General features: G+C 42.9%; 27 protein-coding genes and 1 other RNA gene. 13 read left to right on the top strand and 15 right to left on the bottom strand.

From position 1 onward, the window contains the following. From ssrA to PHR02_RS07570, 4 genes are all read right to left on the bottom strand, one after another. Positions 1-357, bottom strand: a transfer-messenger RNA (tmRNA) gene (gene ssrA, locus PHR02_RS07585); the annotation flags it as partial. Positions 358-433: 76 nt separating this feature from the next. Next, positions 434-1,228 carry a DUF3943 domain-containing protein gene (locus tag PHR02_RS07580; RefSeq protein ID WP_299990735.1) on the bottom strand — a complete coding sequence of 265 codons (795 nt, stop codon included), beginning with the start codon at positions 1,226-1,228 and terminating at the stop codon, positions 434-436. A gap of 29 nt (positions 1,229-1,257) precedes the next feature. Further along, entirely contained in the window at positions 1,258-1,998 is a 741-nt protein-coding gene (gene trpA, locus PHR02_RS07575; protein ID WP_299990733.1) for a tryptophan synthase subunit alpha, read from the bottom strand. Next, the gene (locus PHR02_RS07570) at positions 1,995-2,399 is read right to left on the bottom strand and encodes an Hpt domain-containing protein (RefSeq protein WP_299990731.1); all 405 of its coding nucleotides are present in this window, start codon (positions 2,397-2,399) and stop codon (positions 1,995-1,997) included. Before PHR02_RS07570 ends, trpA begins: the two co-directional genes overlap by 4 nt. Positions 2,400-2,534: 135 nt before the next feature. On the opposite strand from PHR02_RS07570, the gene panB reads away from it, so the two are divergent. The 6 genes from panB (at position 2,535) to PHR02_RS07540 (ending at position 7,863) form a co-directional block, all read left to right on the top strand. Beyond that, positions 2,535-3,323: a 3-methyl-2-oxobutanoate hydroxymethyltransferase gene (panB, locus tag PHR02_RS07565; RefSeq protein WP_299990729.1), complete on the top strand. Its 789-nt coding sequence runs from the start codon at positions 2,535-2,537 to the stop codon at positions 3,321-3,323. Positions 3,324-3,433: 110 nt separating this feature from the next. After that, on the top strand, positions 3,434-4,441 hold the full coding sequence (gene ruvB, locus PHR02_RS07560) for a Holliday junction branch migration DNA helicase RuvB (protein ID WP_299990727.1): 1,008 nt from the start codon (positions 3,434-3,436) through the stop codon (positions 4,439-4,441). 8 nt (positions 4,442-4,449) lie between these two features. Beyond that, positions 4,450-5,487 (top strand): AI-2E family transporter, encoded by a 1,038-nt coding sequence (locus tag PHR02_RS07555; protein WP_299990725.1) that lies wholly within the window; start codon positions 4,450-4,452, stop codon positions 5,485-5,487. Between the two features lie 83 nt (positions 5,488-5,570). Beyond that, complete coding sequence (locus PHR02_RS07550) at positions 5,571-5,993, top strand: hypothetical protein (RefSeq protein WP_299990723.1); 423 nt, start codon at positions 5,571-5,573, stop codon at positions 5,991-5,993. A 5-nt stretch (positions 5,994-5,998) separates the two neighbouring features. Continuing rightward, positions 5,999-6,661: a response regulator transcription factor gene (locus PHR02_RS07545; protein ID WP_299990721.1), complete on the top strand. Its 663-nt coding sequence runs from the start codon at positions 5,999-6,001 to the stop codon at positions 6,659-6,661. After that, positions 6,658-7,863, top strand: a complete 1,206-nt coding sequence (locus PHR02_RS07540) for an ArsS family sensor histidine kinase (RefSeq protein WP_299990719.1) — start codon at positions 6,658-6,660, stop codon at positions 7,861-7,863. Before PHR02_RS07545 ends, PHR02_RS07540 begins: the two co-directional genes overlap by 4 nt. On the opposite strand, the gene lgt is transcribed toward PHR02_RS07540, so the two are convergent. From lgt to hemN, 5 genes are read right to left on the bottom strand one after another with little or no spacing between them, the layout of a single operon-like run. Then, positions 7,860-8,672, bottom strand: a complete 813-nt coding sequence (gene lgt, locus PHR02_RS07535) for a prolipoprotein diacylglyceryl transferase (RefSeq protein WP_299990717.1) — start codon at positions 8,670-8,672, stop codon at positions 7,860-7,862. The genes PHR02_RS07540 and lgt overlap by 4 nt on opposite strands. Then, on the bottom strand, positions 8,672-9,007 hold the full coding sequence (locus tag PHR02_RS07530) for a DsrE family protein (RefSeq protein ID WP_299990715.1): 336 nt from the start codon (positions 9,005-9,007) through the stop codon (positions 8,672-8,674). Before PHR02_RS07530 ends, lgt begins: the two co-directional genes overlap by 1 nt. Then, a complete protein-coding gene (locus PHR02_RS07525) occupies positions 9,000-9,497 on the bottom strand; it encodes a pyridoxamine 5'-phosphate oxidase family protein (RefSeq protein WP_299990713.1) in 498 nt (165 codons plus the stop codon). Before PHR02_RS07525 ends, PHR02_RS07530 begins: the two co-directional genes overlap by 8 nt. Then, positions 9,494-10,771 carry a (Fe-S)-binding protein gene (locus tag PHR02_RS07520; protein WP_299990712.1) on the bottom strand — a complete coding sequence of 426 codons (1,278 nt, stop codon included), beginning with the start codon at positions 10,769-10,771 and terminating at the stop codon, positions 9,494-9,496. The genes PHR02_RS07525 and PHR02_RS07520 overlap by 4 nt, the downstream gene beginning before the upstream one ends. Before the next feature lie 4 nt (positions 10,772-10,775). Further along, complete coding sequence (hemN, locus tag PHR02_RS07515) at positions 10,776-12,143, bottom strand: oxygen-independent coproporphyrinogen III oxidase (RefSeq protein ID WP_299990711.1); 1,368 nt, start codon at positions 12,141-12,143, stop codon at positions 10,776-10,778. Positions 12,144-12,245: 102 nt separating this feature from the next. Between hemN and PHR02_RS07510 the strand changes: the two genes are divergently transcribed. Beyond that, entirely contained in the window at positions 12,246-13,079 is an 834-nt protein-coding gene (locus tag PHR02_RS07510) for a response regulator (protein ID WP_299990710.1), read from the top strand. Positions 13,080-13,084: 5 nt separating this feature from the next. Here the strand turns inward: PHR02_RS07510 and PHR02_RS07505 are convergent, their stop codons facing one another. From PHR02_RS07505 to PHR02_RS07490, 4 genes are all read right to left on the bottom strand, one after another. After that, positions 13,085-15,358: an ATP-binding protein gene (locus PHR02_RS07505; RefSeq protein ID WP_299990708.1), complete on the bottom strand. Its 2,274-nt coding sequence runs from the start codon at positions 15,356-15,358 to the stop codon at positions 13,085-13,087. 72 nt (positions 15,359-15,430) lie between these two features. Beyond that, a complete protein-coding gene (locus PHR02_RS07500) occupies positions 15,431-16,237 on the bottom strand; it encodes a peptide deformylase (protein WP_299990706.1) in 807 nt (268 codons plus the stop codon). A 52-nt stretch (positions 16,238-16,289) separates the two neighbouring features. Beyond that, entirely contained in the window at positions 16,290-16,457 is a 168-nt protein-coding gene (locus PHR02_RS07495) for a hypothetical protein (RefSeq protein ID WP_299990704.1), read from the bottom strand. A 65-nt stretch (positions 16,458-16,522) separates the two neighbouring features. Continuing rightward, positions 16,523-17,992, bottom strand: a complete 1,470-nt coding sequence (locus PHR02_RS07490) for an FAD-dependent oxidoreductase (RefSeq protein WP_299990703.1) — start codon at positions 17,990-17,992, stop codon at positions 16,523-16,525. A gap of 351 nt (positions 17,993-18,343) precedes the next feature. Here PHR02_RS07490 and PHR02_RS07485 point away from each other — a divergent pair, with 351 nt between their 5' ends. From PHR02_RS07485 to PHR02_RS07470, 4 genes are all read left to right on the top strand, one after another. Next, positions 18,344-18,676 (top strand): cytochrome C, encoded by a 333-nt coding sequence (locus PHR02_RS07485; protein ID WP_299990702.1) that lies wholly within the window; start codon positions 18,344-18,346, stop codon positions 18,674-18,676. Between the two features lie 132 nt (positions 18,677-18,808). Then, positions 18,809-20,191 (top strand): DUF3373 family protein, encoded by a 1,383-nt coding sequence (locus PHR02_RS07480; RefSeq protein ID WP_299990701.1) that lies wholly within the window; start codon positions 18,809-18,811, stop codon positions 20,189-20,191. A 9-nt stretch (positions 20,192-20,200) separates the two neighbouring features. Beyond that, positions 20,201-21,634 carry an FAD/NAD(P)-binding oxidoreductase gene (locus tag PHR02_RS07475; RefSeq protein WP_299990699.1) on the top strand — a complete coding sequence of 478 codons (1,434 nt, stop codon included), beginning with the start codon at positions 20,201-20,203 and terminating at the stop codon, positions 21,632-21,634. 363 nt (positions 21,635-21,997) lie between these two features. Further along, positions 21,998-23,167: an FAD-dependent oxidoreductase gene (locus PHR02_RS07470; protein ID WP_299990697.1), complete on the top strand. Its 1,170-nt coding sequence runs from the start codon at positions 21,998-22,000 to the stop codon at positions 23,165-23,167. A 4-nt stretch (positions 23,168-23,171) separates the two neighbouring features. Here PHR02_RS07470 and PHR02_RS07465 read toward each other — a convergent pair whose 3' ends face one another. Continuing rightward, entirely contained in the window at positions 23,172-23,642 is a 471-nt protein-coding gene (locus PHR02_RS07465; RefSeq protein WP_299990695.1) for an ATPase P, read from the bottom strand. Between the two features lie 244 nt (positions 23,643-23,886). On the opposite strand from PHR02_RS07465, the gene PHR02_RS07460 reads away from it, so the two are divergent. Both PHR02_RS07460 and PHR02_RS07455 read left to right on the top strand, forming a co-directional pair. Then, on the top strand, positions 23,887-24,291 hold the full coding sequence (locus PHR02_RS07460; protein ID WP_299990693.1) for a hypothetical protein: 405 nt from the start codon (positions 23,887-23,889) through the stop codon (positions 24,289-24,291). 7 nt (positions 24,292-24,298) lie between these two features. After that, the gene (locus PHR02_RS07455) at positions 24,299-24,424 is read left to right on the top strand and encodes a hypothetical protein (RefSeq protein WP_299990691.1); all 126 of its coding nucleotides are present in this window, start codon (positions 24,299-24,301) and stop codon (positions 24,422-24,424) included. Positions 24,425-24,502: 78 nt separating this feature from the next. On the opposite strand, the gene PHR02_RS07450 is transcribed toward PHR02_RS07455, so the two are convergent. Continuing rightward, on the bottom strand, positions 24,503-26,197 hold a 1,695-nt coding region (locus PHR02_RS07450), incomplete at its 5' end, for a DUF3458 domain-containing protein (protein ID WP_299990689.1).

Genomic DNA, 26,197 nt, shown 5'->3' with positions numbered 1-26,197 from the left:
GGATTGAACCGGAGTCCTAAACCAAGGAAGTAAAGGCGTCTACATGCTTAGTAACGTTGTTTGTTTTTCAGATGACTATCACACAACGTGCAAAGCTACGTCATCCAATTCTCTAAATTCATTCAAGTCCGAGACACTCCAAGAATATAGCTATCACAGGGGTTATACGCCAAGCCCTTCCAGTTATAGCATAGGAAGGTAGCGCAGTCCTAAATTAAATTAAACTTACGCTACAGCGTAAGCAGGACGGTAATTAGTGTTGTTTGCGTTTAAGCAAGTGTGAGCCGTATAACGGAGCTGCTCAGTCCGGCGATGCAACCTAAACCTTCTTGATCCAGTCGAAGCCATGTCGCCCCCACAAGAAAAAAGGATAACCGAAGTTATTGCGCAATTATACCCTAAGCTGCGTAAATGAATATGTAATATACAGAGACTACTGAAAAGTGAGAATGAAGCCGATTTCACGGTCACTATAGAGGATCGAATCGGTCGGCTCACCACTAAGATGATGGGGGATTGCGCGAAACTGCGGATAGGTTTGAATACTCATCGTTACGTCTAGATCAATCCGGAAAAACAAGAGGGCATTTTTCATCCCATCGGCAATGCGTCCCAACGGGTCGAGAAAGAAATAACTGACGTTTCCCAACGCTCTGGAGCCGAAAACGACTCCCCCCTGTCGATCCAGTTTCCCCTCAAGGATATACATCCCCTCCCCCAAAAAAGAACCGAGTAAAGGGGTAAAAATAAGATCCTGAATCGAGGGAACCTCAGCGAAAGCCTCGTACCCGTATTCCCAGACAAAAGTGGACATCAAGGCTGATAAAGCGGCCGACTCTCCGATCGATAACCCGTCATTTCGTCCCATCGTATAATACCAAGCACCCGAAACAGGATGACCGATGTAGTTTATAGCCCAGTTGTCATTATCCCAGACAGGTCTCGTGGTGACGTGATCCTTCCATCGCTGAGAGAGGGACTTTTCTTCGAGTTTCGCCGCATTCCAGTTGGTTATATCTTCGGGCATCATTGCCAGTGCTCCGATCGATGAGAGCATAATCAGCTGCAGATAGAGAGAATCTTCGACGACGGATTTATAGCGATAGGGAAGTTCTTCATTGACGTTGATAAACGTAGGGCTATAATCTTTCGGCGCACTGCTTGAGATGTTGTTATCACCGAAAAGAGGTAAGGTAAAGGAGAGGAAAAGAACAGCCCAGAAATGCATTCCCTGCACACTGGGGTTCTCTGCCTTCTTTATTCGTTGATAAGAGATTTGATTGTGCGGGTAAGTGCACAGCATTGTGCAATCTTTTGTGTATTGCTTAGGGTATCATCCAAAAGGATGTTGACTATCGCCGAACCGACGATAACACCGTCCGCCCCTTGCACTTTTTCTTTTGCCGTTTTCTCATTGACACCGAAGCCGACATAAACGGGGGTCTGCGTATGACGTTTAATCATCGCTAAGGTCGGAGCCAAATCTTCCGCTTTTCCACTTCCGGTGATCCCCGCGTAGGCGACGAGATAGATAAACTTGCGCGCTTCTGCGGTAATAAGTGCAATTCGCTCTTCCCCATCGGTCGGAGCGACAAACGTGATATTGGCCAAGCCTCTACTCTCAAAAAGATTATGATAGTTTTTTGCCTCTTCGTAGGGTACATCGGGGATAATCAAACCGTTTACACCGATGCTTTTCGCCTTATCGAGCAAACTTTCCATACCGTATTGGTAAAACAGATTGAAATAACCCATCCATAATGTATCGATTTTTGGGGTGATCGCAGTGGAAATATCTAAAAGATCAGCAAAACGGAATCCCGCTTCGAGGGCACGCTGATTTGCCGCTTCGATAACGGGACCATCCGCAACCGGATCTGAGAATGGAACACCGAGTTCGAGGGTATCAACACCGTTTTCACCGAGAGCCAATGCTAAATCAACGGTAAAATTTTTATCAGGATAACCTGCAGTAATGTAAGCTACGAGTTGCTTCACGCTTTCTCCATATCGGGTAAAATTAAAAGTGAAAAGTGGATTTTAGTGAGTTCATTATCCATTTTAAAATCTTCTTGCCACTGCATAAACATATCGGCAACGCTGATCAGCCAGTTAATCGTCTCTTCGTTAACAATTTTATCACGAGTTCTTAGCTGTTCTAGTGCATCTTCCACAAAGGTGGAGAGACGAACCATCGGCTGAATTTGCAGGTAGCCTGAAGCTGATTTGACATTATGAAAAATCCGAAATAGCTCTTCAATACTGCGATGGTAACGTTCAACGTTGCCCAAATCAATAATTAAAGATTCCATAACTTCAGACATCATTGCGTAATGATCTAAAAATTCGTCAATGATTTCAAAGTCGAAATTAGCTTCTAGAGCACTCCGTATCCCCATAATGAACTCTCCTATAATGTGGGAATTATATCTAGCTTTTCATTAATCATCTACTTTAAAATGTCATGCAATATCTTTGAGAGGGAAATTTTGGGTAAACTATCTCCATTAATACACATGAGAGTTTAGACAACAATGAAAAAACTGACAATCGGTTCGATTCAAAAACGCAAAAGCTCCCTTCCGCTCGTGATGATCACGGCGTATGATGCCCTTTTCTCCCGTCTTTTTAGTGAAAGCGCTGATATCCTCCTCGTCGGTGACAGTCTCAATATGAGTTTTGGAGGAAATCCCGATACTCTGAGTGCAACAATGGATCAAATGATCTATCATACCAATGCCGTGTGCAAAGGTGCTCCAGAGATATTTGTCATCACTGATATGCCTTTTGGCTCGTATTGCGATGAAAAAACTGCTCTGGAAAATGCTATCCGTGTCTATCGAGAAACCGCAGCCGATGCGGTAAAAATCGAAGGGGGAACCGACAAAGCCCACCTCGTGCACCATCTCACCTCCAACGGAATCGCCGTCTGCGGACATATCGGACTCCTCCCTCAAGCGTTTCGCGCTGAGGGGGGATACAAGGTCAAAGGCAAAACTGAAACCGAAGCCCTCACGTTGATTGCCGATGCACAAGCAATCGAGGAAGCAGGAGCTTTTATCCTCGTGATCGAAGGGGTAAAAGCCGATGTAGCAACCCGTGTCGCTCAAAGTGTCTCCATTCCAGTTATCGGGATCGGCGCGGGTAACGGCGTAGATGGTCAGGTACTCGTGTTCTCCGATATGCTCGGACTGTATGAACCCTTTGTCCCGAAATTCGTCAAACAATACATGAACGGGGCGTCAAGCGTCAAAAAGGCCGTTTCAAACTACAAAACCGAAGTACAAAACAAGGAGTTTCCAAATGAAAACTATATTTACTAGTCTACTCGCTATTGCGCTAATGTTTGCTCTTTCAGGATGTTGCAGCAAAAATGCATGCGCTTATAACTCAACCAATACCTCAGATTCATCTAATAAGACCTGCTAATCGCATGGAAAGAATCGTAGAGATCGAAAAATTTAACGCCGAAGAGGTTGTCGAAACCTCGCTCCGTCCTAGCAGTTGGGATGGGTACATCGGACAAGAGCAGATCAAAAAGAATCTTGGGGTTTTTATCGAGGCGAGTTCGAAACGGCGTGAAGCCCTCGATCATGTCCTCTTTTATGGCCCTCCGGGTTTAGGGAAAACGACGTTAGCCCTCATCATCGCTAATGAGATGGGAAGTAATATCAAAGTCACCGCCGCCCCGATGATTGAAAAAAGCGGTGATCTCGCCGCCATCCTCACCAATCTCGAAGAAGGCGATATTCTCTTTATCGATGAGATTCACCGCCTCTCCCCTGCGGTCGAAGAGATCCTCTACCCCTCTATGGAAGATTTTCGTCTCGACATCATCATCGGCTCAGGACCAGCGGCACAGACAGTCAAAATCGACCTCCCACGCTTTACCCTCATCGGTGCAACCACTCGTGCAGGGATGCTCTCAAACCCTCTACGTGATCGTTTCGGGATGAATTTTCGGATGCAGTTTTACAACCCCGATGAGTTGTGCGCCATCATCACCCAAGCCGCCACAAAACTGGGGAAAAATATTGACCAAGAGGCTGCTCACGAGATCGCCAAACGCTCACGCGGAACACCGCGTATCGCGTTACGACTGCTAAAGCGGGTTCGGGATTTCGCTGATGTCGCTAACGAATCCGCAATTTTACATGAACGCTCCCGCTACGCCCTCGATCAGCTAGGGATCAATGCCAACGGGTTTGATGAGATGGATATCCGCCTCCTTAAACTACTGATGGAGGCCAAAGGGCGGGCAATGGGTCTATCCACCATCGCCGCCGCACTCAGTGAAGATGAGGGGACGATCGAGGATGTATTGGAACCCTACCTCCTCGCCAACGGTTATCTGGAGAGAACTGCGCGCGGGCGGGTTGCAACCGCTAAAACCTATGAACTCTTAAAATTCGGAATCCCTCAAAACGGACTGTTTGAATAATGTTATCCATGAAAAAAGAGCACTTTACCCTCGTATTATTATTGATTGTTTCGTATGGAATCTACGTTTTATATGAACCGTTTTGGATGAGTATCATCGTCGCTTCGCTGCTAGCGATCTCTACTCACCATATTCAAATGGGCTTTTTACATCTTACGAAAAGTCGTTTTTGGGCGTCAGCACTCTCTACCATAATGTTAGGATTGCTCTTTTTTGCACCGTTGGGATATTTTTTATTTCATATCTCAGTAATGATGCAAAATCTCGATCCAATGATGATGAGTACTATAGAGAGCAAGTTTAGACTCTGGCTCACTCATCTGCCCCCTTCACTCTCCCGTTTCGAAGCAAAAATAGAAGCGTCGTTGGTCGGATTTGATCCTACCGCTTTTTCGCAGAATATTATCGCTTATGCGTCTCAAATCGGTAGTTTTGCGATGTCATTTCTCTCAGGCACCCTTTTTATCCTTATTTTCTATTTTGTGGCTCACTATTATGGACGGGAGATTTTTGAATTTTTTAAACGCTCTGCCCATTTTCCACAACAAGAGAGTACTCTCATTATGTTCGAGATGCGCTCCTCCATGAGTGTCGTTTTTTACTCTATCCTCGCTACTGCAGTCTTTCAAGGAGCATTGTTTGGGATTGCTATCGAGTACATGGGATATAATGGTTTGCTCTTTGGGATTATGTATGGCTTTGCCTCTTTAATCCCTGTAATCGGAGGGGTCATTATGTGGCTTCCCTTTAGTTTATTTGAACTCTCTTTGGGAAATACTGAAAATGCTTTTTTTATCGCACTCTATACCATTATTGTGATCTCTGTCGTTGCCGATACCTTTATCAAACCGATCATTATCAAAATTATTAATCAAAAATTGATCAAACCCCAAGAAAAGATCAATGAACTCATTATCTTTTTTGCTATTTTAGCCGGACTCGCAACTTTTGGCTTTTGGGGGATGATTATCGGACCAGCGATTACAGTACTCTTTTTAACACTGATGAAAATCACCGAGGCTCAAAGCGAAGAGATCGTTCATTAATCTTGTTAACAGTAAATTCTCATAAGATTGACATGAATCCTCTATACTGTCAAAGTATAAATATAACCCAAATGGAGAAACCAATGAAAAAGATTCTAAGTATCGCACTGATTTTAGGTGCAACCGCGTTAATGGCATGCCCGATGCAAGGTGGAATGCAAGGTGGAATGTGCGGCGATAAAGGCGGCATGGGCGGAATGATGCAAAAATGTGAATGTGACACCAAAAAACTCCCTCCGATGATGGAAAAATTGGATCTAAACGACAAACAAAAAGAGCAAGTTGCCGCGATTCGTGCAGAGGGAAAAGCATTTCATAACAAACAGCACGAAAAAATGATGTCGGTTCTTACCCCTGAACAAAAAGGGAAATTAGAAGGGATGAAAATGATGATGGGACAAGGAAACGGCCCAAAAAACTGTCCTAAGAAAGGTGATATGAAAGGTATGAACATGGGTGAGGGCGCAATGGGCGGTATGGGTTGCAAAAACTGCAATAACAAGTAAATACGATGATCAAAATCCTCCTGATTGAAGACGACCTCGAAATATCGGATCTCCTGACCCAATATTTGAGCCGTTATCAGATGGAGGTCATTAGCTACGCTCATCCCAAAGCGGCATTATCGTCACTGGGGATCGAATCGTATGATCTCGTTTTACTCGATCTCACCCTCCCCGATATGGACGGATTGGATGTCTGCAAAGCGCTTCGTGAAAAAAGCGACATCCCGATCATTATCTCCTCGGCTCGGAGTGATTTGGGAGACAAAGTGATCGCACTCGAACTCGGTGCCGATGACTACCTCCCAAAGCCCTATGAGCCCAGAGAACTAGTTGCTAGAATCCAAAGCTTATTACGCCGTATCAATGGAAAAACCATTCAAGCGAGCAGTGATATGTTTCGTGTCGATGAAAACGGCATCTACAAAGAGGGGGAACTCCTCCCGCTCACCCGCGCTGAATTCGAACTACTCAGTCTCCTCATCAAACATCACCGTCAAATCATCTCACGTGATTTTATCGCCAATAACGTTGAGTCTATCGGTTGGGAAAGCAGTGAACGAAGTATCGATGTCCTCATCAGCCGGATACGCCAAAAAATCGAACCCAATCCCAAACACCCTACCCTTATCCGTTCCATTCGGGGTATGGGATATCAATTCACTCTATGATTTCCCGCCGCCACTCGGTATTTTTCAAGCTTCATGCTTTCTTTTTACTCGCACTGATCGTATTGGTTTTGCTTTTTTTCTCTGCTCTTGCCGAACAAGAACGTCAAAAACTTCACCTTCTCGCTCACCGTTCTATGGAACTCTCCCGTATTATCGATGAAACAAAAGCCCGAAGTTGTATGGAAAAAAACCATGAGTTAGCCGAAGCCGGCTTTAAAGTAATGGATGCCAAAACACCAAAATGCGAAGCAATCCGCCTCCCTCCCCCGATGCAATCGAAACTTCGCTCTCGCAACATCAAAGTCACAATCTATAAAGATGATGTCGGATTTATCTACGAACTCTCAGAGGGGCATTGCACTATGCTCTATCGTGATACGGCGGAGGGAAAAACCTACTATTTCGTCTGGTTTTTATTTTTTGCCCTTTTAGGCGGGTTAGTGAGCATGTATCTACTGCTGTGGAGCAATCTCAAACCGCTTAAATACCTTTATGAGCAAATACAGCGCTACGGTGAGGGGGAAGAGATCGATAACTCTCCCAACAATGGAAAAGATGAAATCGCCCTTATTTCTAATTCGCTCTACGATGCATTAGAGAAACAAAACAGACTGAAAAAATCACGTGAGCTTTTCTTGCGCAACATCATGCATGAGCTCAAAACTCCGATTACCAAAGGGAAACTCATCGTCGAACTAGAAGATCCGAGTCCTAACCGTAATCTACTTGCTAAATTGTTTTTACGACTTGAACACCTTATCCGCCAAATGGCAGAGATCGAGAAAATGCATGCTTTTTCTCTCTCCAAAAGTGCAAAAAGTCTCGATTCGATGATATTCAACGCAATGGATAATCTGATGATAGAGGAGGATAGCGTAGAGATCAGTGGATGTACACAGAGCATCATGGTCGATAGTGACCTCTTTACCAGCGCGCTCCAAAACCTAATTGATAATGCAATACGCCACGCAACGTCATATCCGATCCATATCGATTGCGACGGAGCAAAAATCTGCATCCGAAACAGCGGAGAACCTCTCAAACGTCCGGTCGAAGAGGCGTTGCAAGCGTTTGTTACCGAGCGGGGAGACGGTGGTTTAGGATTGGGGCTCTACATCGCCCAATCGGTCTGTGAATTGCACCGCTTTGATTTACAGTACGAGTACAACGAGGGGATACACCATTTTTGTATTCGATTTTAATAAGTACGATTTTTGAAATAAACCCATAAAATCGCTGAAACTCCTGCCATCGCGAAACTAAGCGCCATCCCCAGCGTCATCCATTGCCCGAGTATATAACCGATCTGCGCGTCGGGTGCGCGGTAAAACTCGACTGCTCCCCGACCGATCCCGTATAAAAATCCATACAACAAAATCAACTCACCCTCGAACGCTTTACGGTGGCGATACGCATAGATGATCACAAAGACCACAATCCCCTCAACGAACGCTTCATACAGCTGTGAAGGGTGACGGAGGGTATCATAGACATAGATTCCCCATGGCACATCGGTTGCACGTCCTACTAACTCTTGGTTGAGAAAATTTCCGATCCGACCGAACACGTATGCGAGAGGAACCGATACCGCCACCAAATCCATCAACCGACCGAAAGGGATGCCGTGACGACGATGGTACAGGTACGAACCAATCAAAAAGCCCACAATCGCTCCGTGAAAGCTCATCCCCCGAATACCGACAAACTGCCCATCGATAAACGGATTAAAAATCTGCCACGGCTGCGTGAGATAGTACATCGTATGGGTGTCGTAAAAGAGGATATACCCCAATCGCGCACCCAAGATCACCCCGATCTCTGCATAGATAAAATAATCGTCCAACTGATCTTTGGTAATCGCAATGTTATCTTTTTGGACGATCCATTTCGCAATTACGAGGGCACTTAAGAGAGCGAGAACATACATCAACCCATACCAGTGGACGGGGATAGAGAAAATATTAAATGCTACAGGGTTAAAATGTTCGTAAATATGCTGCCACAATTCCATCAAAACGTCACCACTTTCCAGTCATTTTTAAGCGCCTGCGTCAAGAACTCTCCCGTATGGGTAGGTTCGATCCCTAAAGAAGAAAGCTGTTCTGTGACTCCATAATCATCGCTGCATACGACGCAGACTGAGGCTTTTACACCCGATTCAATCACTTTAGCAACCATCTCTTGCAACTGGGTATTCTCAGCCAATAGCTTCGCCGAAGGACCCCACACCATTAGATGGGCTTCATCCCAATACCCGCGCGGTAAAATAACACTGCCATAAAGTAATACCAGTTTTTTAGCGACTTCGATTTCGCCACTACTCCATACTATGAGAAGTTTATCCATTGGGGTGTGCCTTCTGATGTTGACCCATAATTTGTGTCATGACCTCTAACTTTTCATCCAGCCGATAGGCCTTACCAAATCCCATCACCACACTGCCGCTTTTGGGGGAAAGTTTAAAGAGGTGGAAATCCCCCATTTGGGTTAATGAAGTGACCAATTCCGTATCAAAGTGAGCTTTCAAACGTTCAATGACGATACTATACATATCATCATCTCTACTCAGTTCCGATGCAACCGCCTCGATGGTCACTCGTTTGCGAGCAAAGGGCTGAACGCATTGCAATTCATCTTCGAGAAAGAGGAGTGAGATGTTGGGCTGAGAAAGGAGGTTACGCCCATGTTGTGCAACAGTGCTGATCAGGATATAAAAATCATTTCCCACTCTGACATACGGGGCAGTACTTGCATGTGGACTCCCCTCAGGGGTAAGAGACGCCATCACAAGAGTTTGAAACGTCTCTAGAAATGATTCGACTTCTGTGGTGGTCATTTGCGCAACGCCTCGGCGATCAATTCGATCGGATTTTTAAAGACGACATCCACATCCGCTTCATTCATCGAATTGTTGATCTGCATACGGCACGCACTGCACTCTGCCGTAACCACCTTTGCCCCCGTTTTGGCGATCATAGCGGCCTTTGGACGTCCGGCCGCTTGAGCGAAATGGAAATTTTCCGTCTGCATTGTCACACCGCCGAACCCGCAACAGGCGTTCGGATCGCTCATCTCGGTGATGGTGTAGTTTTGTCCGACCAAGGCTCGCGGCTCTTTATAGACTCCCTGCATTTTACGAGCGTGGCACGGATCGTGATAAGTAACCACTAAATCACTTCGCCCTTTACTCGCTAACAATGCACCCAACTCTGTTTTCTGCTCCAGCCACTCAGTTGCCATAAAGATTTTGCCTTTGAGTTTTTGGGCGCGTGCCAACCACTCAGGCTGATCGTGGAAAAAATGCTCATAATCGATTTTGATCATCGCGCTACACGTCGCTTCGGGGATAATTATCGCTTCAACCTCATCAATAAAGCTCTCGAAATAGACAATGTTCTTTTTGGCGTTATGATCGACCGTCGCAAAATCCCCCGTAAAATAAGCAGGTGCTCCACAGCAAAGCTGTTTTTTTGGGATAAAAGTATCGATACCCAGTGCTTCAAGAATTTCCAAAAGCCCTTTGCCGATTTCGGTGTAGTTGTAATTAGCCAAACATCCGATGAAGATCGCCACACGACGTTGTCCGCCGTTAGAGATATTCTCAGGATAGCTGTTCATAAACGAGGTTTTCCCCATAGAGGGCAAAAGGCGATCTTTTTTAATGATCGGGAGATTAAAACGCGGTTGCATCGAGTTGATCTCAGCTTTGATCTTAAATCCGCACGTCTGAAATACGTATCCGAGTTTAAACAAAACATCCATGGTGCTGCGGTGGCGCAAGAGATAGAAAAACGCCCTCTTAAACCATGCAATCCCGTATTTATCGGCGAGATCGGCACGCACTTGCTCAATCACCATATCGGTAGGCAATGCTTTAGGGCACACATCGGTACAGTTGGTACATAAAAAACAGCTCTCAAATATCGCTTTCGCATTTCTGTCTAGCTCCAGCTCTCCCCGTTCATACGCGCCGAGTAGATCGATAAACCCGCGAGGAGAGGTTACCTCATCAGCATTAACATTGTGGATCGTACAGACAGGGATACATTTACCGCATTTGATACACGCATCAGAGGTATCGGTAAAATGAAAGAGTTCGCGTTTTTCCATCCACTTACACCGTTTTACTAAAGGCTTTATCAGAGCTTGCGTGACGTTTCATATACGCATCAAAAGGCATCGCAATATTTCGGATCAAAAGTGTTCCCGTCACTGAACACTCAATTGATGTAGGGCTCATAGTGAGGAGCCCATCGGCCTCGAACGGTTTCAGCGCTTCGATCGCATCAGCAAAGTACTCTGCGAATTTCACACCGTAAAGTCGCTCGAATCGAGTAATGTCGAGTTTAAAATTGCTCATCAGTTCCATAATAACGTATTGGCGGATACGGTCATCTTCATTTAATGCTACCCCACGCTCGTGCGGCAAACGCCCAGCATCGATAGCGGCCTCATAGCTCTCCATATCTTTGAAGTTTTGTGCGTAATAGTCAATCCCCTCACCGATAGAGGTCAGTCCGACTCCGATCAAATCCGCACCCCCTTTGGTGGTATAGCCTTGGAAGTTACGGTGCAACTCACCTTTTTCAATCGCTTTAAAGAGTTCATCTTCAGCTTTAGCAAAGTGATCCATCCCGATCATTCGGTATCCGAGCTCAGACATATGATCGATGGTGTAGCGCATAATGGCGAGCTTCTCGGCCGGATGCGGCAAGGTGGTCTCATCGATTTTACGCATCGTTTTTTTGAGCCACGGCACATGGGCATAGTTAAATACCGCAAAACGATCAGGATCGAGTGAGATCGCAAGATCAAGAGTCTTTTTAAAGGTCTCCAAACTCTGATACGGCAACCCGTAGATGAGATCGACATTGACACTCACCATGTTGTATTTACGTGCTAAATCCATCGCCGCTTTAGTGATATCATACGGCTGAACACGATGCACTGCCACTTGTACTTTTTCGTCAAAATCCTGAATCCCAAAACTCACACGGTTGAATCCGGCCTCACTCATCACCCGCATCTGATCATCATTGATATGACGTGGATCGATCTCACAGCTGATTTCGGCTTCAGAGGTAAAATTTTTGAAATGGCTTTTGATTGCGCTGATAATTCGGTTTAATTGATCCGCATCAAAAAATGTCGGCGTTCCCCCACCGAAATGGAGCTGAATCACGGGACGGTTGACATCGATATGGGTGCTTAAAATTTGTAGCTCACGAATAAGATAATCGATATAGCGCTCTTTTTTATCCTCTTTGGAGGTAAATACGACATTACAGCCGCAAAAATAACAAGCATTTTTACAAAACGGCAAATGAAAATAAAGAGACAACGGACGCGCCGGATCTTGTGCATGAAGCTTGGATAGATATCCATCATAATCAAAGGTATCACTAAACTCTAATGCCGTCGGATAGCTCGTATAGCGAGGCCCCGGTTTAGAATATTTGGTAAATTTATCAAAATCAAGCATGGTGTGCATCCCTTGGCAAGGTATATTATCGCGATTATACCCTTTTGGATTGAAGTTCCCCTAAAAATACGCTGTTACCAAAAAGAATAAGGAGACGATCAAATGATTATTTTTCTCATGCAAAGTATTGTTTTTAAAAAAATTTGTGATAAAATCATCACAAATTATAATAATTTAAGAGGTCTTATGATTGCCATAAAAGTGCTAGTTGTAGAAGACGATGAAGTAACCGCGTTAAATTTAAAGATGTCCCTTGAAAAGCAAGGGTATGATGTCATCTCTTTAGTCGACAATGCCGTTACTGCTCGAAATAAAATTAAAATCTACAACCCGGATATTGCCCTCATTGACATCGGTTTACAAAAAACGATGGACGGTATTGAACTCGCCCAATACATCCGTGACAAAAACCAACTCCCTTTTATTTATTTGACAGCACATTCTGACAATGAAATGCTTTCAAAAGCCAAAAAAACTGAGCCTTATGGATACATCGTCAAACCTTTTGATCCAATCAATCTTCATACAACGATTCAAATGGCTCTCTATCGCTTCAAAGAGGAGAAAAAACGCTCCTCCAATATCGATGAACTCAAATCTGACCGTGAAGAGCTCGAAAAATTGGTTTATGCCAAAAAACTCTCTGATAAACCTATCGTCGAATTTGGTGAGGGATACCGTCACGATACCGGTTTAGGAGAGACATTTTATCAAAGTCAAAAAATCAAACTCACCAAAAAAGAGAACGCATTTATCCGTCTTATGGTAGCCCAACTAGGTAGTGTCGTCGATTTTGAACAAGCAATTAATTATGTATGGGACTCTAAAGGAGCAACAGATAACAGTGTTCGGACTCTTGTGTGGAGACTACGTTCTAAACTTCCGACCGATGTCATTAAAAATGCTTCAGGTGTTGGCTACTATCTCGAAGAATAGTGGTATCACTTAAATTTTTTCTCAAATTCGCTTCGTAGGACCATATACGCTTCATTAAAATCAAACTCACCATCTTCTTCACTTGCCGATTCTTCGATGACCCAAGAGAGTCTTGAGAGTTCATCAAAACGAAAATTAGCACTTGAACCTTTTAGCGAATGTGCGATAAAAGCGATATTTGTATAGTGTTTAGCTGAAATGGCATCCGCCAATTCATCCAGCGAGTGCTCCATTTTTTGGCGATAAATTTCCAACAAATATTCAATTTGATCTTCTTCAAGCATCAAAGCGCTTTTGAGATGGTTCATGTCTATATTACCCCATTTAAATGCGACCGGCACGATTGATTCTGTTGAAACAATGGTTGTCAATTGTAAATAGCGCTCCATAAGCTGTTCAATTTCTTTGAGAACGATCGGCTTTCCTAAAAAAGCGTCATAGCCGTTTTGGATTGAACGTTCACGCGAACCTTTTATCACATTAGCCGTCAATGCCACTATGGGCGTATGCTTCCGCCCAGTCTCTTGTTCATACACTAAAATATTGGCCGTCGCTTCATTACCATTCATCTGAGGCATCTGTTCATCCATAAAAATCAGATCGAAGAGATCTGATCGATACTTTTGAAATGCCTCTTTCCCATTCGATGCAATCTCATAAGAGACACCGTAGCGTTCCAAAATAATTTTAATTAATTCTTGATTCGCAAAATTATCTTCTGCCACCAATACTCTCCCCACAAATCCTCGTCTGCCCATTATCGCAGCACCCGCTGTACTCGGCGGATTAAGCCCTAAAACATCACCTAAAGCATGTTGGAGTTTCGTACAATAAATCGGAAAGGTCAAAGGGGCTATTGAACTGACAGTATCATAGCGATCATCTAAAAAGTCTAAAATAGCCACTGAAGGTATCTTTCTTTCAATAATCTCCATTCGCAGTACATCGTCAATCGAACTCTCCAAAAAAATCAATAGATCAAATTCTTCATCGAGTGTGTTGATTTGCTTCACCACAAACCCAAAATGTTCCCAATACTTCCATAACGATTCGAGTTTATACTGTTCAGAAGTATCGTATGCTAATAATGCAAAACGAATCCCTTCGTACATGGAAACATCAAACTTACTAAGGGTGCACTCTTGATTTACCGCAACTGGTATTTTCAATGTAAAAATACTCCCATTAGAAGGGGAAGATTGTAATTCGATTGTTCCCCCCATATGATAAGAGAGCTGCTTACAGATTGAAAGCCCAAGTCCTGTCCCACCCTGTAATTTACTTGTACTCTCTTGCGCTTGAGAAAAAGCATCAAAAATACGCTCTTGTTCACTGAGTGCAATACCAATCCCCTCATCAGCAACCGACAGTGACAACATACCACTATCGTAGCGTGCTTCAACATGAATAGCTCCAGCGTTATGACTGAATTTGATTGCATTGCTCAAAAAATTTCCAACAATTTGTTTAATCCGCAACGCATCAGCAACTAACTCATACGGAATCGAAGGATCAATGAAACTGGTCAAGGTAATATTCTTGGAATTGGCGCCTGGGACAAAAAGTTCCATCGTATGCGATATCTCATCATGAATGTTAAAAGGTTGCGGGTCAACTGTAAATTCACCACTGCGAAGTTTAGAAAAATCAAGAATATCATTAATAATATGGAGAAGATTTTCGCCGCTATTAGAGATAATTTCTAGATATTGCTGATAACGTGGGTTGGTTGTCTCATCACGCAATAAGGATACGAATCCTAAAATAGCATTCAGTGGAGTACGTATTTCATGCGACATATTGGAGAGAAAATACTCTTTCGCTTTTGAAGCATTGATCGCCTCTTGTTCTTTTTGATAGATAGTATCGGTGTATAGCTTTAACACTCCGGCAAAATTTTGATCAAACAGATAGCTAATAGCATTGAACATGGCCTGATCATTGATCCCAAGACGATAACTTGCATTTAATACAGAACGTTTGAAATGGGTACAAAGAGCAAAAAGCTCATCTGCTCGTAACTCTTTGTTTTTGAGGTATTCGATCAATTCTCCAATAACCGGGCATTCTCCGATTGTCATTGTCCCCGAAACCACCCCCATAAAATAATCAAACACACTTCTAGCATATTTATTTTTAAAAAAAACGATATCAATTTCATGCCGCTCAAGAATCGTTGCACACAACGCTTCAGATACCCATTCATCCAAAATGGATTCTTTTTCTCCGATCAAGATATCTTTAGAACGGGTTAGTGCGGTTATCTCTGAAAGAGGCATACAGGATTCCTTGTGTGAGAAAATTCATCCTTTATGATACTAAAAAAAAGTTAAAAGTATAATTTTTTATTATTAAGGTGCAACCCAGAGAAAAATTCCTAAGCTGGTAAGTAAAAGCTGAAAAGTTAAAATAGCAACGGTACCAATAATGTTTCCCGTTTGGCAACTGGTACATTGTTTGTACAATCGTGATTCGTATTGTGCATAGAAAAAATAGACTATCATTAAAACAACCGCTGCAATAAGTGCAAAGATATCAATGCGATAAACCCACTCTTGAACTTTTGCAGAGACAAAAAATGGTGTAGCTAAAGAGAGGAACATCCCAGAAATAAGATATTTTACCCCACGTTTAAAATAATCGCGATAAAAAACAACTGGACAGGAACCTCCATCAGCAACAAGCCCATGCTCCAAATATTCATTAATCCGTTCTTTCATCTCTTTATCAACACGATCGACAAACGTGGATCCATAGCAATAATCGAGCTGTTGCTGAAAAATTCGTGCTTGAGCTCCGGTAAGATCTCGATAATGTTGATTCCCCTCTTCATCCTCATACACAACCGTCACGTTCTCATAACGATCAACATCAACACTAATCCCTTCGTAATAGAGACTTCGCTCTGTTTGATTCGACATTCCAGAATGTTTAATCAATCGTCCATTGATATAAGGAACATAGTTGTCGGTTTCTTTAAGGATAACAATATTGTATTGAATACCGATTAATATCGCACTCAGCGCATCCAAGTCATGCGCCCTCATCGTATCAATCATGTCGGTGATCCAAGATTGCAGTTCATCATTAAAGAAACGGACATTAGAGGAAATCAATCTAATTCGACTGTCAGGGTATTTTAGAAGAGGTTGAATCATAGTGGATTACTTTGAGGAAATGTCGATGGCTCGAGAGCCATCGCAAGGTGTGTTAGTGACTTTTGCTCACAACGATGATCATTTTAATATTGATGATCACGAAACGGATAAACTGCCAAATTTTACATGTACGGAAAAAACGTGCTGTTTTTCCAGGAATCATCGCGGTATGAAATTTATCATTTTTTGCGAAATTAAACTCTTCAGGTCTTACTGCCATTATTATCTCCTAATTAGGGTATTTTAGTATCAAAGAGGAGCCCTCTTTGATGATCGAACGTCTCTTTATTCCGGAATTACTTTCCAGAACGGTTTTAGTTTTGCTTTATAGATAAACAAGAAATGCAAGATATGCTTAATCCAGTGACCTGCAAGTCCGATTTCTCCGAAAGTATAATCGGTATCACGACCCGTTCCCGGATATTTTTCATGATCTGGTACAACAGGATAAACGGTCATCGCCGCTGCTTGTCCATCTAACCAACCTTTACCGGCTGATGCAACACACGCTGCACCCATCTCTGCCATAGAAGCTTCATGTAAATGCGCACTTGGCCCTTTTTTGATCAAATCACAAACACTGTGTGCTACCGCTTTACCGATGATACCACTTGGCATACCAGTACGTGGTGGAGTTGGGTTAATGACGGTGCCATTTGGCGATTTCATCGGTTTAGAGATGATATGCGGAGGTGCGAACGCAATCCCTGCTGCAAAGAGGTTTTTATAGCTTGGATTTTGGTACGTTCGCGGCCAGTCAGATGCTTTCCACTCTTCGTATGGTTTTGGTGTATAGTTTGCATCGACTTTCATAAAGCCATTCGGTGCAAATACGGTGTCGGTAATATCTTCACCCGCTTTGTTGTAAGCTTTAAGGCCGACACCTGCGAATGGAGGGATCAACATCGAGAAATCAAATGTCTCTTCACCCATAGAACCATCGAGAAGTTCATAACTTACCTTCCCTTTTTCAACACGATTGACGTGTGCACCGATGATGTATTCAACACCGCGTTCTGCAAACAAAGATTCGGTGAAAATACGGCTACTGACGACATAACCGCCCACTTTCATGTGCAATCCGCCCATACCGAAATCACCCATAAATGACTCGTTAGAGATCCATTTAATGTCGGCCATATCACGGACACCGGCTTTATTGATTTCATGCTCGATGTTGAAGATGTACTCGAACGCCGCGCCTTGGCACGTACACATACCGTGTCCTGTACCGACGAGGAATTTTTGACGCTCCCCTTTTTTCATTTTTTCGATACATTTAGCGAGCTCATGTGCCGCATGATCGGCGTGATCGGCTGTACATACGGAAACGGTAAATTCGCCCAAACCGTTAGCATCGCCAAGCCCAGGAGTCGCCGCAAAATTCAATTTTGGTCCGGTAGCGTTGATCAAATAATCATACGTAACCTCTTCGCTTTCTCCTGCTTTGCCTTGACCGGTATACTCGATCGTCACAAATGGTTTGTCACTGCTAGCATTTCCCTCAGGATTAAGACTTACCGCTTTTGCTTGCTTGTAGGTAATTCCTGCTTTGTTGTATACAGGGGCGAGATCAAAAGTAACCTCTTCTTTCGTCATTTGACCGACACCCACCCAAATATTTGAGGGGATCCAGTTCCATTTTGAATTTGGGGTAACTACTACCACCTCATGTTCACGTCCTAGCCAATCTGCTGCGAATGTAGCTGCCGTATGTCCGGCAACACCGCCGCCGAGAACAATTAATCTCGCCATATTTTCTCCTTCGATAAATTCCATAAAAGTTGATTATATACCCAATGTATCACAATTATATCACATCCTTAAAATAACCCTTATAATTTAAACTAAAATTTCGATAAAAGCTATAGGTGTTACTATTTTTCACAATCAAGTTGATGCACAAATCTAACTTTTGATCTAAAAACAATACATTATATAGATTATAAATAAATATTATTTGACGATTTAATTCATTATTATAATATCAGCTAATATATTACTTAACTTTATATTATTTTTATATTCAAAAAGCTATCATTTGCGCTCAGAGTATTTGAGGTATTTTTGCCTCATTCAGTTTATAAAGTATCAAAGGATTTCATAATGACAAAATTCACAAAAGCAGTGATGGTAGCACTACTCTCGGTAAGTGTTCTTAGCTCTTCAGTATTGGCTGATGCCGATAAAGGAAAAAAACTTTATCAAAAAAATCTCAAAGAGACATGCGGTATTACTGGTGGAGTATTTGCTGCTAAATACAAACAAGCAGACTGGGACAAAGCATATAAAGCCGGTACATTGAACAAAAAAATGACCGAAGCTTGTCCAGCAGGTAAAGCCTATTTTGAAGGTGATAAATTCAAAAAACTTGAAAATCATTACTACGATTTCGTCCACGATTTTGCAAAAGACAGTGGAAATATCCCTTCTTGCTAATCACAAACTATTGAAATCCTCGGGTTTCAATAATACGAACTCTCTTTAAATCTTCCATCTCGCTTTTATCATAATAAACGAATCGGAATATCTAAAGAGAAGTCACTCTAAATAACTTGAGGAAGAAATTCAATGATTAAACATCTATCAATTGCCGCAGCACTTATAATCAGTACGATCACTCATGCCGATGAAGCCGCTTTGCAAAAACAGATCGAAATGTTAATGAAACGGATCGAGCATCTCGAAAAAGCTCAAGGTTCTATCGTTCAAACACAAACCACCCTCCAAGAATCACAAACCGTGATTCAAGAGGAGCAGACCGCTCAATCTGAGATGATCTCTAAAGTCAACGCCCAAAGTGCGAATGACAATATCAAGTGGGATATTGATTTTCGCAGTGCTGTTCACAGCATCGATTACAAAGAGATAGCTGAAACCAAATCAAATACGTTGATGACAAATCGTTTATGGCTCGGCATGGGCTCAAAAGCAACCGAGGAGCTTTTCTTTTACGGGCAACTAGCCGTATACAATTACTGGGGTGCTCAAACTGAAGATATAGGATGGAATGGCGATAATTGGCGTGCAAGTTCTCAACCACATGATGTTGATCTTCGTTTGCGCCAAGCCTATTTTGTTTATAAGTTTGGTAACGATTGGGATGTACCGATGAGCTTCAGTGCTGGAAGACGTGCCGCAACCGATGGCTTCTTAGCCAATCATCGTGAAGGAAATAAAAAGCCGGGCTCTCCACTGGCACACATTACCAACATGGAAGTCGATGCGGCGATGGTACAGTTTGATCTTGATAAAGTATTTTTACCAGGGTCGTATCTGAAAGTCGTTTACGGTCGTTCTAATGATCCAATGAATAACGCTACATCACCATACTTGACAGACACAACGACCGGTGATGATACCGTCGACTTCCTCGTTTTACCTATGTCGCTTTACAACGACGGACAAAACAATCTTATGGCGCAATACGCAAGAATCACCAATATCAAAGGGCAAAATGCTCAAGCAGCCGGAACCGCTCAGCTTGGGGCAATTTCTTATCAGCTGGATGGGCTGAACGAAGAGGTTGACTTCCTCAATGATTCAACCCTCTTTGCCAGCGTCGCGATGACCCATACGAATCCAGACGGCGATATCCCTATTCTTGGTTCGTTAGAAAATAAAACCGGTTACAGTTTTTGGGCAGGATTTTTATTTCCCGATCAAATCACGGAAGGGGGACGTTTCGGGTTAGAGTACAACTACGGAAGCAAATATTGGACACCGATGACATGGGCAGAAGATTCGATCATAGGATCGAAAATTGCCACACGCGGTAACGTCTACGAAGGATATTGGAATATTCCTATCGTCGGTAAAAATTTAACCGCACAGTTGCGTTATACATACCTTGATCACCACTACCGTGCTAATTCGTCCTATATGATGGATCCAGATAGCCAAAATCTCGACAATTCTCAAGAACTACGCGCATTTGTGCGTTACCAATACTAAGGAGCAACGATGTCTAAAATTGAAAAAAATCCACTTGATATGACCACCAAGGGGATGTCACGTCGTGATGCCCTTAAATTTTTGGGACTTTCCCCAATCGCTGCGAGCGTTATCGCTTCTTCTACCAGCGGAACGGCGACCAAAGCGAACGCATCAGATGCTGTAGGTAAAATCGTTATCGTCGGCGGAGGTGCGGGAGGGATTATGGCAATGGCCCGTTTACGTAGTGCCCTCTCTAACCCTGATATCACTATTATCGCCCCGAATGAAGTACATATCTACCAACCGGGACAAGTGTTTGTAGCATCAGGCGAATACGCACCTGAAGATATTATCGGTAGCAACCTCGATCTCATCCCCCATGATGTCAAATGGATTAAAGACGAAGTCTCATCGTTCGATCCTGATAATAATAACGTTGTAACACGCGGCGGAGAAATCGTCAAATATGATTTCCTTGTCGTTGCAACCGGATTGGTCTACCACTATGAGGCAATCGAAGGTCTAACTACTGACATGATTGGTAAAAACGGTATTTCAAGTGTCTATTTGAATGACCTCGAAAAAGGGACCGCAAAAGGGGGAGAAGTCACTTGGAAGTGGTTTAACGACCTTAAAGAAGCTGCACGCAAAGGTAAACCTCGTATTATCTGTACTCAACCTGCAACACCAATCAAATGTGGTGGTGCACCTCAAAAAATCCTTTATCTTGCAGATGATTACCTCAAACAAGCCTCATTAACCGCCGATTTTACCTTTGCCATGAACGGTGATAAACTCTTTGGTGTCCCTGCCGTCAACGAAACACTGACAAAAGTGGTTCAACCTCGATATGGCAATATCACTAACAAATTTAAGCATAATCTCGTCGCTATCGATGCAGAGAAAAAAATCGCTACCTTTGAAACGAAAAAATTGACCCAAGGGGCGTATGACGAAGATCTCGAAGAGTACGAAATGATCGAAGAGGTTATTCGCGTTCCTCTCGAATACGACTTTATCCACATCGTTCCTCCGATGAGCGCACCGGATGCGGTCAAAAATTCACCGCTCGGATGGCAAAAGGGGAGTGCAGCGGGATGGCTAGAAGTAGACCAAGAGACACTTCAGCACAACCGCTACAATAACGTTTTCGGAATCGGTGACGTATGTGGTATCCCGTTGGGTAAAACTGGGGGAAGTGCACGTCATCATGGACCGATAATGGTTGCCAATCTGATTGCTCAAATGGAGAAAAAAGCATTGACTGAGAAATTTGACGGCTATACTGTTTGTCCGCTCAAAACCCAATATGGCAAAATTATTTTGGCTGAGTTTAACTATCTCGGTGCCGCACCTTCATTTCCTCTTGATATCGGTGAAGAGCGCTGGATTTGGTGGGCCTTTGATCTTTATATGCTCAAGCCGATGTACTGGCATTTGATGATGCGAGGTTTAATGTAAAATGGGTTTTATTCTGCGTCGAGAGCTTTTTATCTTTGGGGTGTTACTTCTTACGTTAATTTTCTTGATGCATCCTGATCTCTTAAACGCGCCACATCAACGATTTACCCTTATGATGGAGAGAGGAAACTTTTTCCATCCGTTTGTTTATACCCTGCTAGCTTATCTCTTTATCACTATACTCCATTTTTTTTATCTCTCTCTGAAAAAGATCATCTCCACAAAAAAATCATAATGTATATTATTTGACGAATAAAATATCATCTTATGTTGACTTATAGCGTCAATAGTATTATAATTGCAATATAGACTAAATGACAATTATAATAAGTTAATATTATAGTTTAAAATAGGTGGATTTTAATGAAAAGTGTTATGATTATTGGGGGTGGCATTGCCGGCGTTGAAGCGGCAATTTATTACCGCAAAGAGGGATTCGATGTCGAACTCATCAGCGATCGAAGCTATGTTTTTATCTACCCTATCGCTATATGGATCCCTGTCAAAACTACCCGTTTTGAAGATGTCGCTTTTTCACTCGATAAAATAGCCGCACGACACACTATTAGATTAACAGTTGATAAAGTAATCAACATCAACGCTTCTGAAAAAACCATCACCCTCAAAGAGGGGGGAGTCCGTACTGCAGAGCATCTCGTTATCGCAACCGGTGCGGCCAAAGTCAACCACGATGGATTGGAATACACACTTTCTATCTGCGGGGCACCTGAGCAATCGATACACCTCAAAGAAAAAATCGATGCACTCATCGCGAAAGGGAGCGGTAAAATCGCATTCGGTTTCGGAGGCAACCCAAACGATCCTAGCGGTGTACGCGGAGGTCCGGGGTTTGAACTCTTTTTTAATCTCCACCACCGTCTCAAAAAACTCGGAATTCGAGACAATTTCGAAATGACCTTTTTCGCCCCTATGGCCGAACCTGGCGCACGAATGGGAGCCAAAGCGCTTAAACTGCTTGAAACTATGTTTAAACGTAATCATTTCGCAACCCATTATGGCAAGAAAATCAAGCGGTTTGAAGAAAATAGTGTGGTATTCGAAGATGATTCCATCTTGGAGAGCGATTTAACAATGTTTATCCCCGCAGGAAATGGCTCTGAACTGATTCGATCTTCCGATCTTCCACAAAACAAGGCCGGATTTATCCACGTTAATAATTACTGTGAAATCAACGGGGTTGAAGGGTGGTATGCCATCGGTGATGCGAGTGCTCTTGAAGGACCTGATTGGAAAGCCAAACAGGGTCACATCGCCGAGGTAATGGCACGCAATGCCGCTCATAATAGTGCTATTTCACTCGGGCTAAAATTAGGAGAAAAAAAAGGATACAAAGATCATCTCAATATCCTTTGTGTTATGGATACGGGTAACGGTGCCGGATTTGTCTATCGCGATAACAAGAAAGCGATCCTGATCCCTATGCCCATCATCGGACACTGGCTCAAAATCGGATGGGGATGGTATTACAAACTTTCAAAAATGGGCTATATCCCTCGCATTCCAGGGATGTAAAAAATCAGTTGCGCAGCGTTGCAATTAATCTCTGTGGATTCAAAAGAGAATCTAGAGCATCATGGATAGAGTGAAAAACGATATCCGAAGCCAATAGAGCTTTTGTATTTGTCCCCTCTTCTTGTATCAGGGCGATCCCTAGTGCAGAAGAAGAGAGCATCAATGCATCGTTTTTACCGTTTCCGATCGTAATACAATGCTGGGATTTTAGTGATTCGATCAAAATAAGTTTTTCACGATCTTGTTGATATTTTCCAATCACATGAACAGAGAGATTATGTCCGTCGCATTGCTCATGGACAGAACCGTAGGTATCTGCCGTCAATACATGGATATCGAGTAACACCGAAAGCTTTTCCAGCTTCTCCATAACACCCGCGATTATCACCCCGTTTGAAGCAATCGTCCCATTATAATCGAGTACCAAATGCTCAATTTCCAACCGTTCCATCCCCGGAATCTCTAATTGAATCATAACTCTCCTTCTAAAAATAACGCTACTAAAGTGTAGAATTAATATTTGTGTATAATTATATTAATAATAAGCTAATCTAAACTACAATAGAATATATTCTATCTTAATGATGGAGGCTTTACTATGAAAACACTTCGAATAGGCGGTAATTATAGCGGTATATCTTTATGATAACTATGGCTATTGTGATTAAATCCTCATTCCATGTAATCATTTTCTTAGTATTACAAATATCTAACCTATTATGAGAAAAACAGTTTTTTTCGTTCTCTTATTGTTCATTCTAATCGGATGTTTGGAGCGAGAAATATACACAGAGATTACCGATACAAGTATAATCTCCCATCCGCCCATTACATTGCAAATCGAAGATCCCAATAGTATACTCAAAAGCGATTTTAAAACCGATTCCGCATCACCGATCAAAATGACAATCTATATCCATTGCACAAAATGCACGAACGCTCAGAGTAAATCATTCGGATCTGATTTCGATGGATATATCCGTATTACACTCACTGATAATAACCGTACCCTCGCCCGTGCCCAAATGGATTACAAAGGGGAAGCAACCCCCAAAGAAGTAGCACAGGTATACGATCACCTGATGGAGAGACTCCAATGGGCAGATACGTTGAAAAAGAACTAGGTGTGCCATGAATGAATCTATCAGTTTAGCCGTTACCTTCCTTGCGATAGTTATTGTGTACGAATTTTTAAAACCAAAGAGTGATAATGACTCAAAGAATCAACCAACAGATGTACCGGATGAAGAGGAGTAAAAAAAGACTTTTCTTATCTGTAAATGCGAACTGAGATGATATAGGCTCTTAAATAGAGCCATATAAAAGAGTGAATTATTAAGAAGCTTCCAAAATTTTTGAAACAATCTCATACACATTATTAGAAAGATTCGGATGATTTTTTATCCGCTCCAGTTCAATCCCCATTTTTGTTTTTTGATCGATATTTAAACGTCCATAATTTTTAAATGCCCCTGCAAGACCTGAAGCGATTTGAGGATTTAAAGCATCAATTTCGATCACTTTGTCGGCAACAAATCTAAATCCATCTCCGCTTCTCTCATAAAAAGCAACCGGATTACGGGCAAAGGAACCAATCAAAGAGCGAACCAAATTCGGTACTTTAACATCATACGCTGGGTCTTCTTGGAGTGCTACGACTCTAGAGAGAGTCGCTTCACGTCTGGAGGAGGCCAGAACACTAAAGTATTTATTCATCACCAAAGTTTGATCCTTATAGCGATCATAGAAATCCGCCAACGGTGCATGGACTAAATCAGGGGCGTAGTTCTCTAGTAAATCCAACGCCGCTAAACGCTCACTCATCGATCGTGCTTCATAGTAGTGTTCTTGAGACATTTGGCTGATCGACTCATCCCCCAAACTCATCAAAATCCCTAAAAGGCGATTTTTCAGAGCACGTTTTCCGATGCTGAGACCGTCTATATCGGTGTTCGTTGGTGTGTATAATGCAATAATCTCCTCTCGAAGTTGATTAAAATAGCGTTTTGCCAATACCCATTTTAGCTTCTCTTGGGCATTGAATAATGAATCCACGTCGATCGTCTCTTGGCGCTGCATCATGGTCGTAATGCTAGGGAGTTCTAACGCTAGCGATTTAAACATCGGGTCCATCATGCTATCACGTAACAAAACCCCATAGCTCTCAATGTAGCGTTCATTCACCTCAGCACCACTCATCATCGCTTCTAAGGTTTCGATACCAAAACGGTTCGCTGCCTCATAACGGACAAATCCATCCCTATCATGCGCCATCAAAAACGGATAATCGACTTCGTCACACTCAATAACCACCGGAGCACTAAAATGGCGGTTCAATGAAAGTTTTGGCGCAGAGGTGATCGCACTAAATCTCACTTCAGTGACCTCATCCGTTATCCATAATGTCGTTCCATTGAGGAGAATAACATCTGAAGTTATCAGATCAAATTCCTCGCCGTTTTTGGATAAAAGGGCAATATTCAGAGGCAACGCATAAGGGAATTGCTCTTGATTTTTGGTATTTTTCGGAATCTTTTGGACGATTCGGAGCACCAATTCAGAAAGCTCAGGAGAATAGGTACTCGAAATATGGAGTGTCGGGGTACGTTCTTGAGAATACCACCGTTTAAACTGATTCAAATCAATCGGGCTTTCACTCTGCATCGCCCACAGAAAATCCTCTGTCCCTACCGCTTCTCCATCAAACGTATCGAAGTAGAGATCCATAGCACGACGAAATCGATCCGCTCCCAGTACCGTATGCATCATCCGAATTACCTCGGCACCCTTTTCATAGACGGTAGCGGTGTAGAAGTTGTTGATCTCCATATAATGATCCGGCTTAATCGGATGAGCCGTCGGCCCTGCATCCTCGACAAACTGCCGCTCACGCAACGCTCTAACATCATCCAGACGCTGTGTCAGAGGAGAATTCATATCGGCACTGAAACATTGATCCCTAAACACCGTAAGACCCTCTTTGAGCGTCAGCTCAAACCAGTTTCGGCATGTGATTCGGTTCCCCGTCCA

This window comes from Sulfuricurvum sp. (genome assembly GCF_028688295.1).
Taxonomy (GTDB): Bacteria; Campylobacterota; Campylobacteria; order Campylobacterales; family Sulfurimonadaceae; genus Sulfuricurvum.
This window is presented reverse-complemented; position numbering and strand designations above follow the sequence as displayed.

Coding starts and splice junctions, on each gene's coding strand:
- PHR02_RS07550 (WP_299990723.1), top strand. CDS start 5,571: ATGAAAAAGATTCTAAGTATCGCACTGATTTTAGGTGCAACCGCGTTA.
- hemN (WP_299990711.1), bottom strand. CDS start 12,143: ATGCTTGATTTTGATAAATTTACCAAATATTCTAAACCGGGGCCTCGC.
- PHR02_RS07505 (WP_299990708.1), bottom strand. CDS start 15,358: ATGCCTCTTTCAGAGATAACCGCACTAACCCGTTCTAAAGATATCTTG.
- panB (WP_299990729.1), top strand. CDS start 2,535: ATGAAAAAACTGACAATCGGTTCGATTCAAAAACGCAAAAGCTCCCTT.
- PHR02_RS07480 (WP_299990701.1), top strand. CDS start 18,809: ATGATTAAACATCTATCAATTGCCGCAGCACTTATAATCAGTACGATC.
- lgt (WP_299990717.1), bottom strand. CDS start 8,672: ATGGAATTGTGGCAGCATATTTACGAACATTTTAACCCTGTAGCATTT.
- PHR02_RS07580 (WP_299990735.1), bottom strand. CDS start 1,228: ATGCATTTCTGGGCTGTTCTTTTCCTCTCCTTTACCTTACCTCTTTTC.
- ruvB (WP_299990727.1), top strand. CDS start 3,434: ATGGAAAGAATCGTAGAGATCGAAAAATTTAACGCCGAAGAGGTTGTC.
- PHR02_RS07530 (WP_299990715.1), bottom strand. CDS start 9,007: ATGGATAAACTTCTCATAGTATGGAGTAGTGGCGAAATCGAAGTCGCT.
- PHR02_RS07525 (WP_299990713.1), bottom strand. CDS start 9,497: ATGACCACCACAGAAGTCGAATCATTTCTAGAGACGTTTCAAACTCTT.
- PHR02_RS07555 (WP_299990725.1), top strand. CDS start 4,450: ATGAAAAAAGAGCACTTTACCCTCGTATTATTATTGATTGTTTCGTAT.
- PHR02_RS07545 (WP_299990721.1), top strand. CDS start 5,999: ATGATCAAAATCCTCCTGATTGAAGACGACCTCGAAATATCGGATCTC.
- PHR02_RS07455 (WP_299990691.1), top strand. CDS start 24,299: ATGAATGAATCTATCAGTTTAGCCGTTACCTTCCTTGCGATAGTTATT.
- PHR02_RS07460 (WP_299990693.1), top strand. CDS start 23,887: ATGAGAAAAACAGTTTTTTTCGTTCTCTTATTGTTCATTCTAATCGGA.
- PHR02_RS07485 (WP_299990702.1), top strand. CDS start 18,344: ATGACAAAATTCACAAAAGCAGTGATGGTAGCACTACTCTCGGTAAGT.
- PHR02_RS07470 (WP_299990697.1), top strand. CDS start 21,998: ATGAAAAGTGTTATGATTATTGGGGGTGGCATTGCCGGCGTTGAAGCG.
- PHR02_RS07570 (WP_299990731.1), bottom strand. CDS start 2,399: ATGGGGATACGGAGTGCTCTAGAAGCTAATTTCGACTTTGAAATCATT.
- PHR02_RS07500 (WP_299990706.1), bottom strand. CDS start 16,237: ATGATTCAACCTCTTCTAAAATACCCTGACAGTCGAATTAGATTGATT.
- PHR02_RS07475 (WP_299990699.1), top strand. CDS start 20,201: ATGTCTAAAATTGAAAAAAATCCACTTGATATGACCACCAAGGGGATG.
- PHR02_RS07520 (WP_299990712.1), bottom strand. CDS start 10,771: ATGGAAAAACGCGAACTCTTTCATTTTACCGATACCTCTGATGCGTGT.
- PHR02_RS07495 (WP_299990704.1), bottom strand. CDS start 16,457: ATGGCAGTAAGACCTGAAGAGTTTAATTTCGCAAAAAATGATAAATTT.
- PHR02_RS07510 (WP_299990710.1), top strand. CDS start 12,246: ATGATTATTTTTCTCATGCAAAGTATTGTTTTTAAAAAAATTTGTGAT.
- PHR02_RS07465 (WP_299990695.1), bottom strand. CDS start 23,642: ATGATTCAATTAGAGATTCCGGGGATGGAACGGTTGGAAATTGAGCAT.
- PHR02_RS07490 (WP_299990703.1), bottom strand. CDS start 17,992: ATGGCGAGATTAATTGTTCTCGGCGGCGGTGTTGCCGGACATACGGCA.
- PHR02_RS07540 (WP_299990719.1), top strand. CDS start 6,658: ATGATTTCCCGCCGCCACTCGGTATTTTTCAAGCTTCATGCTTTCTTT.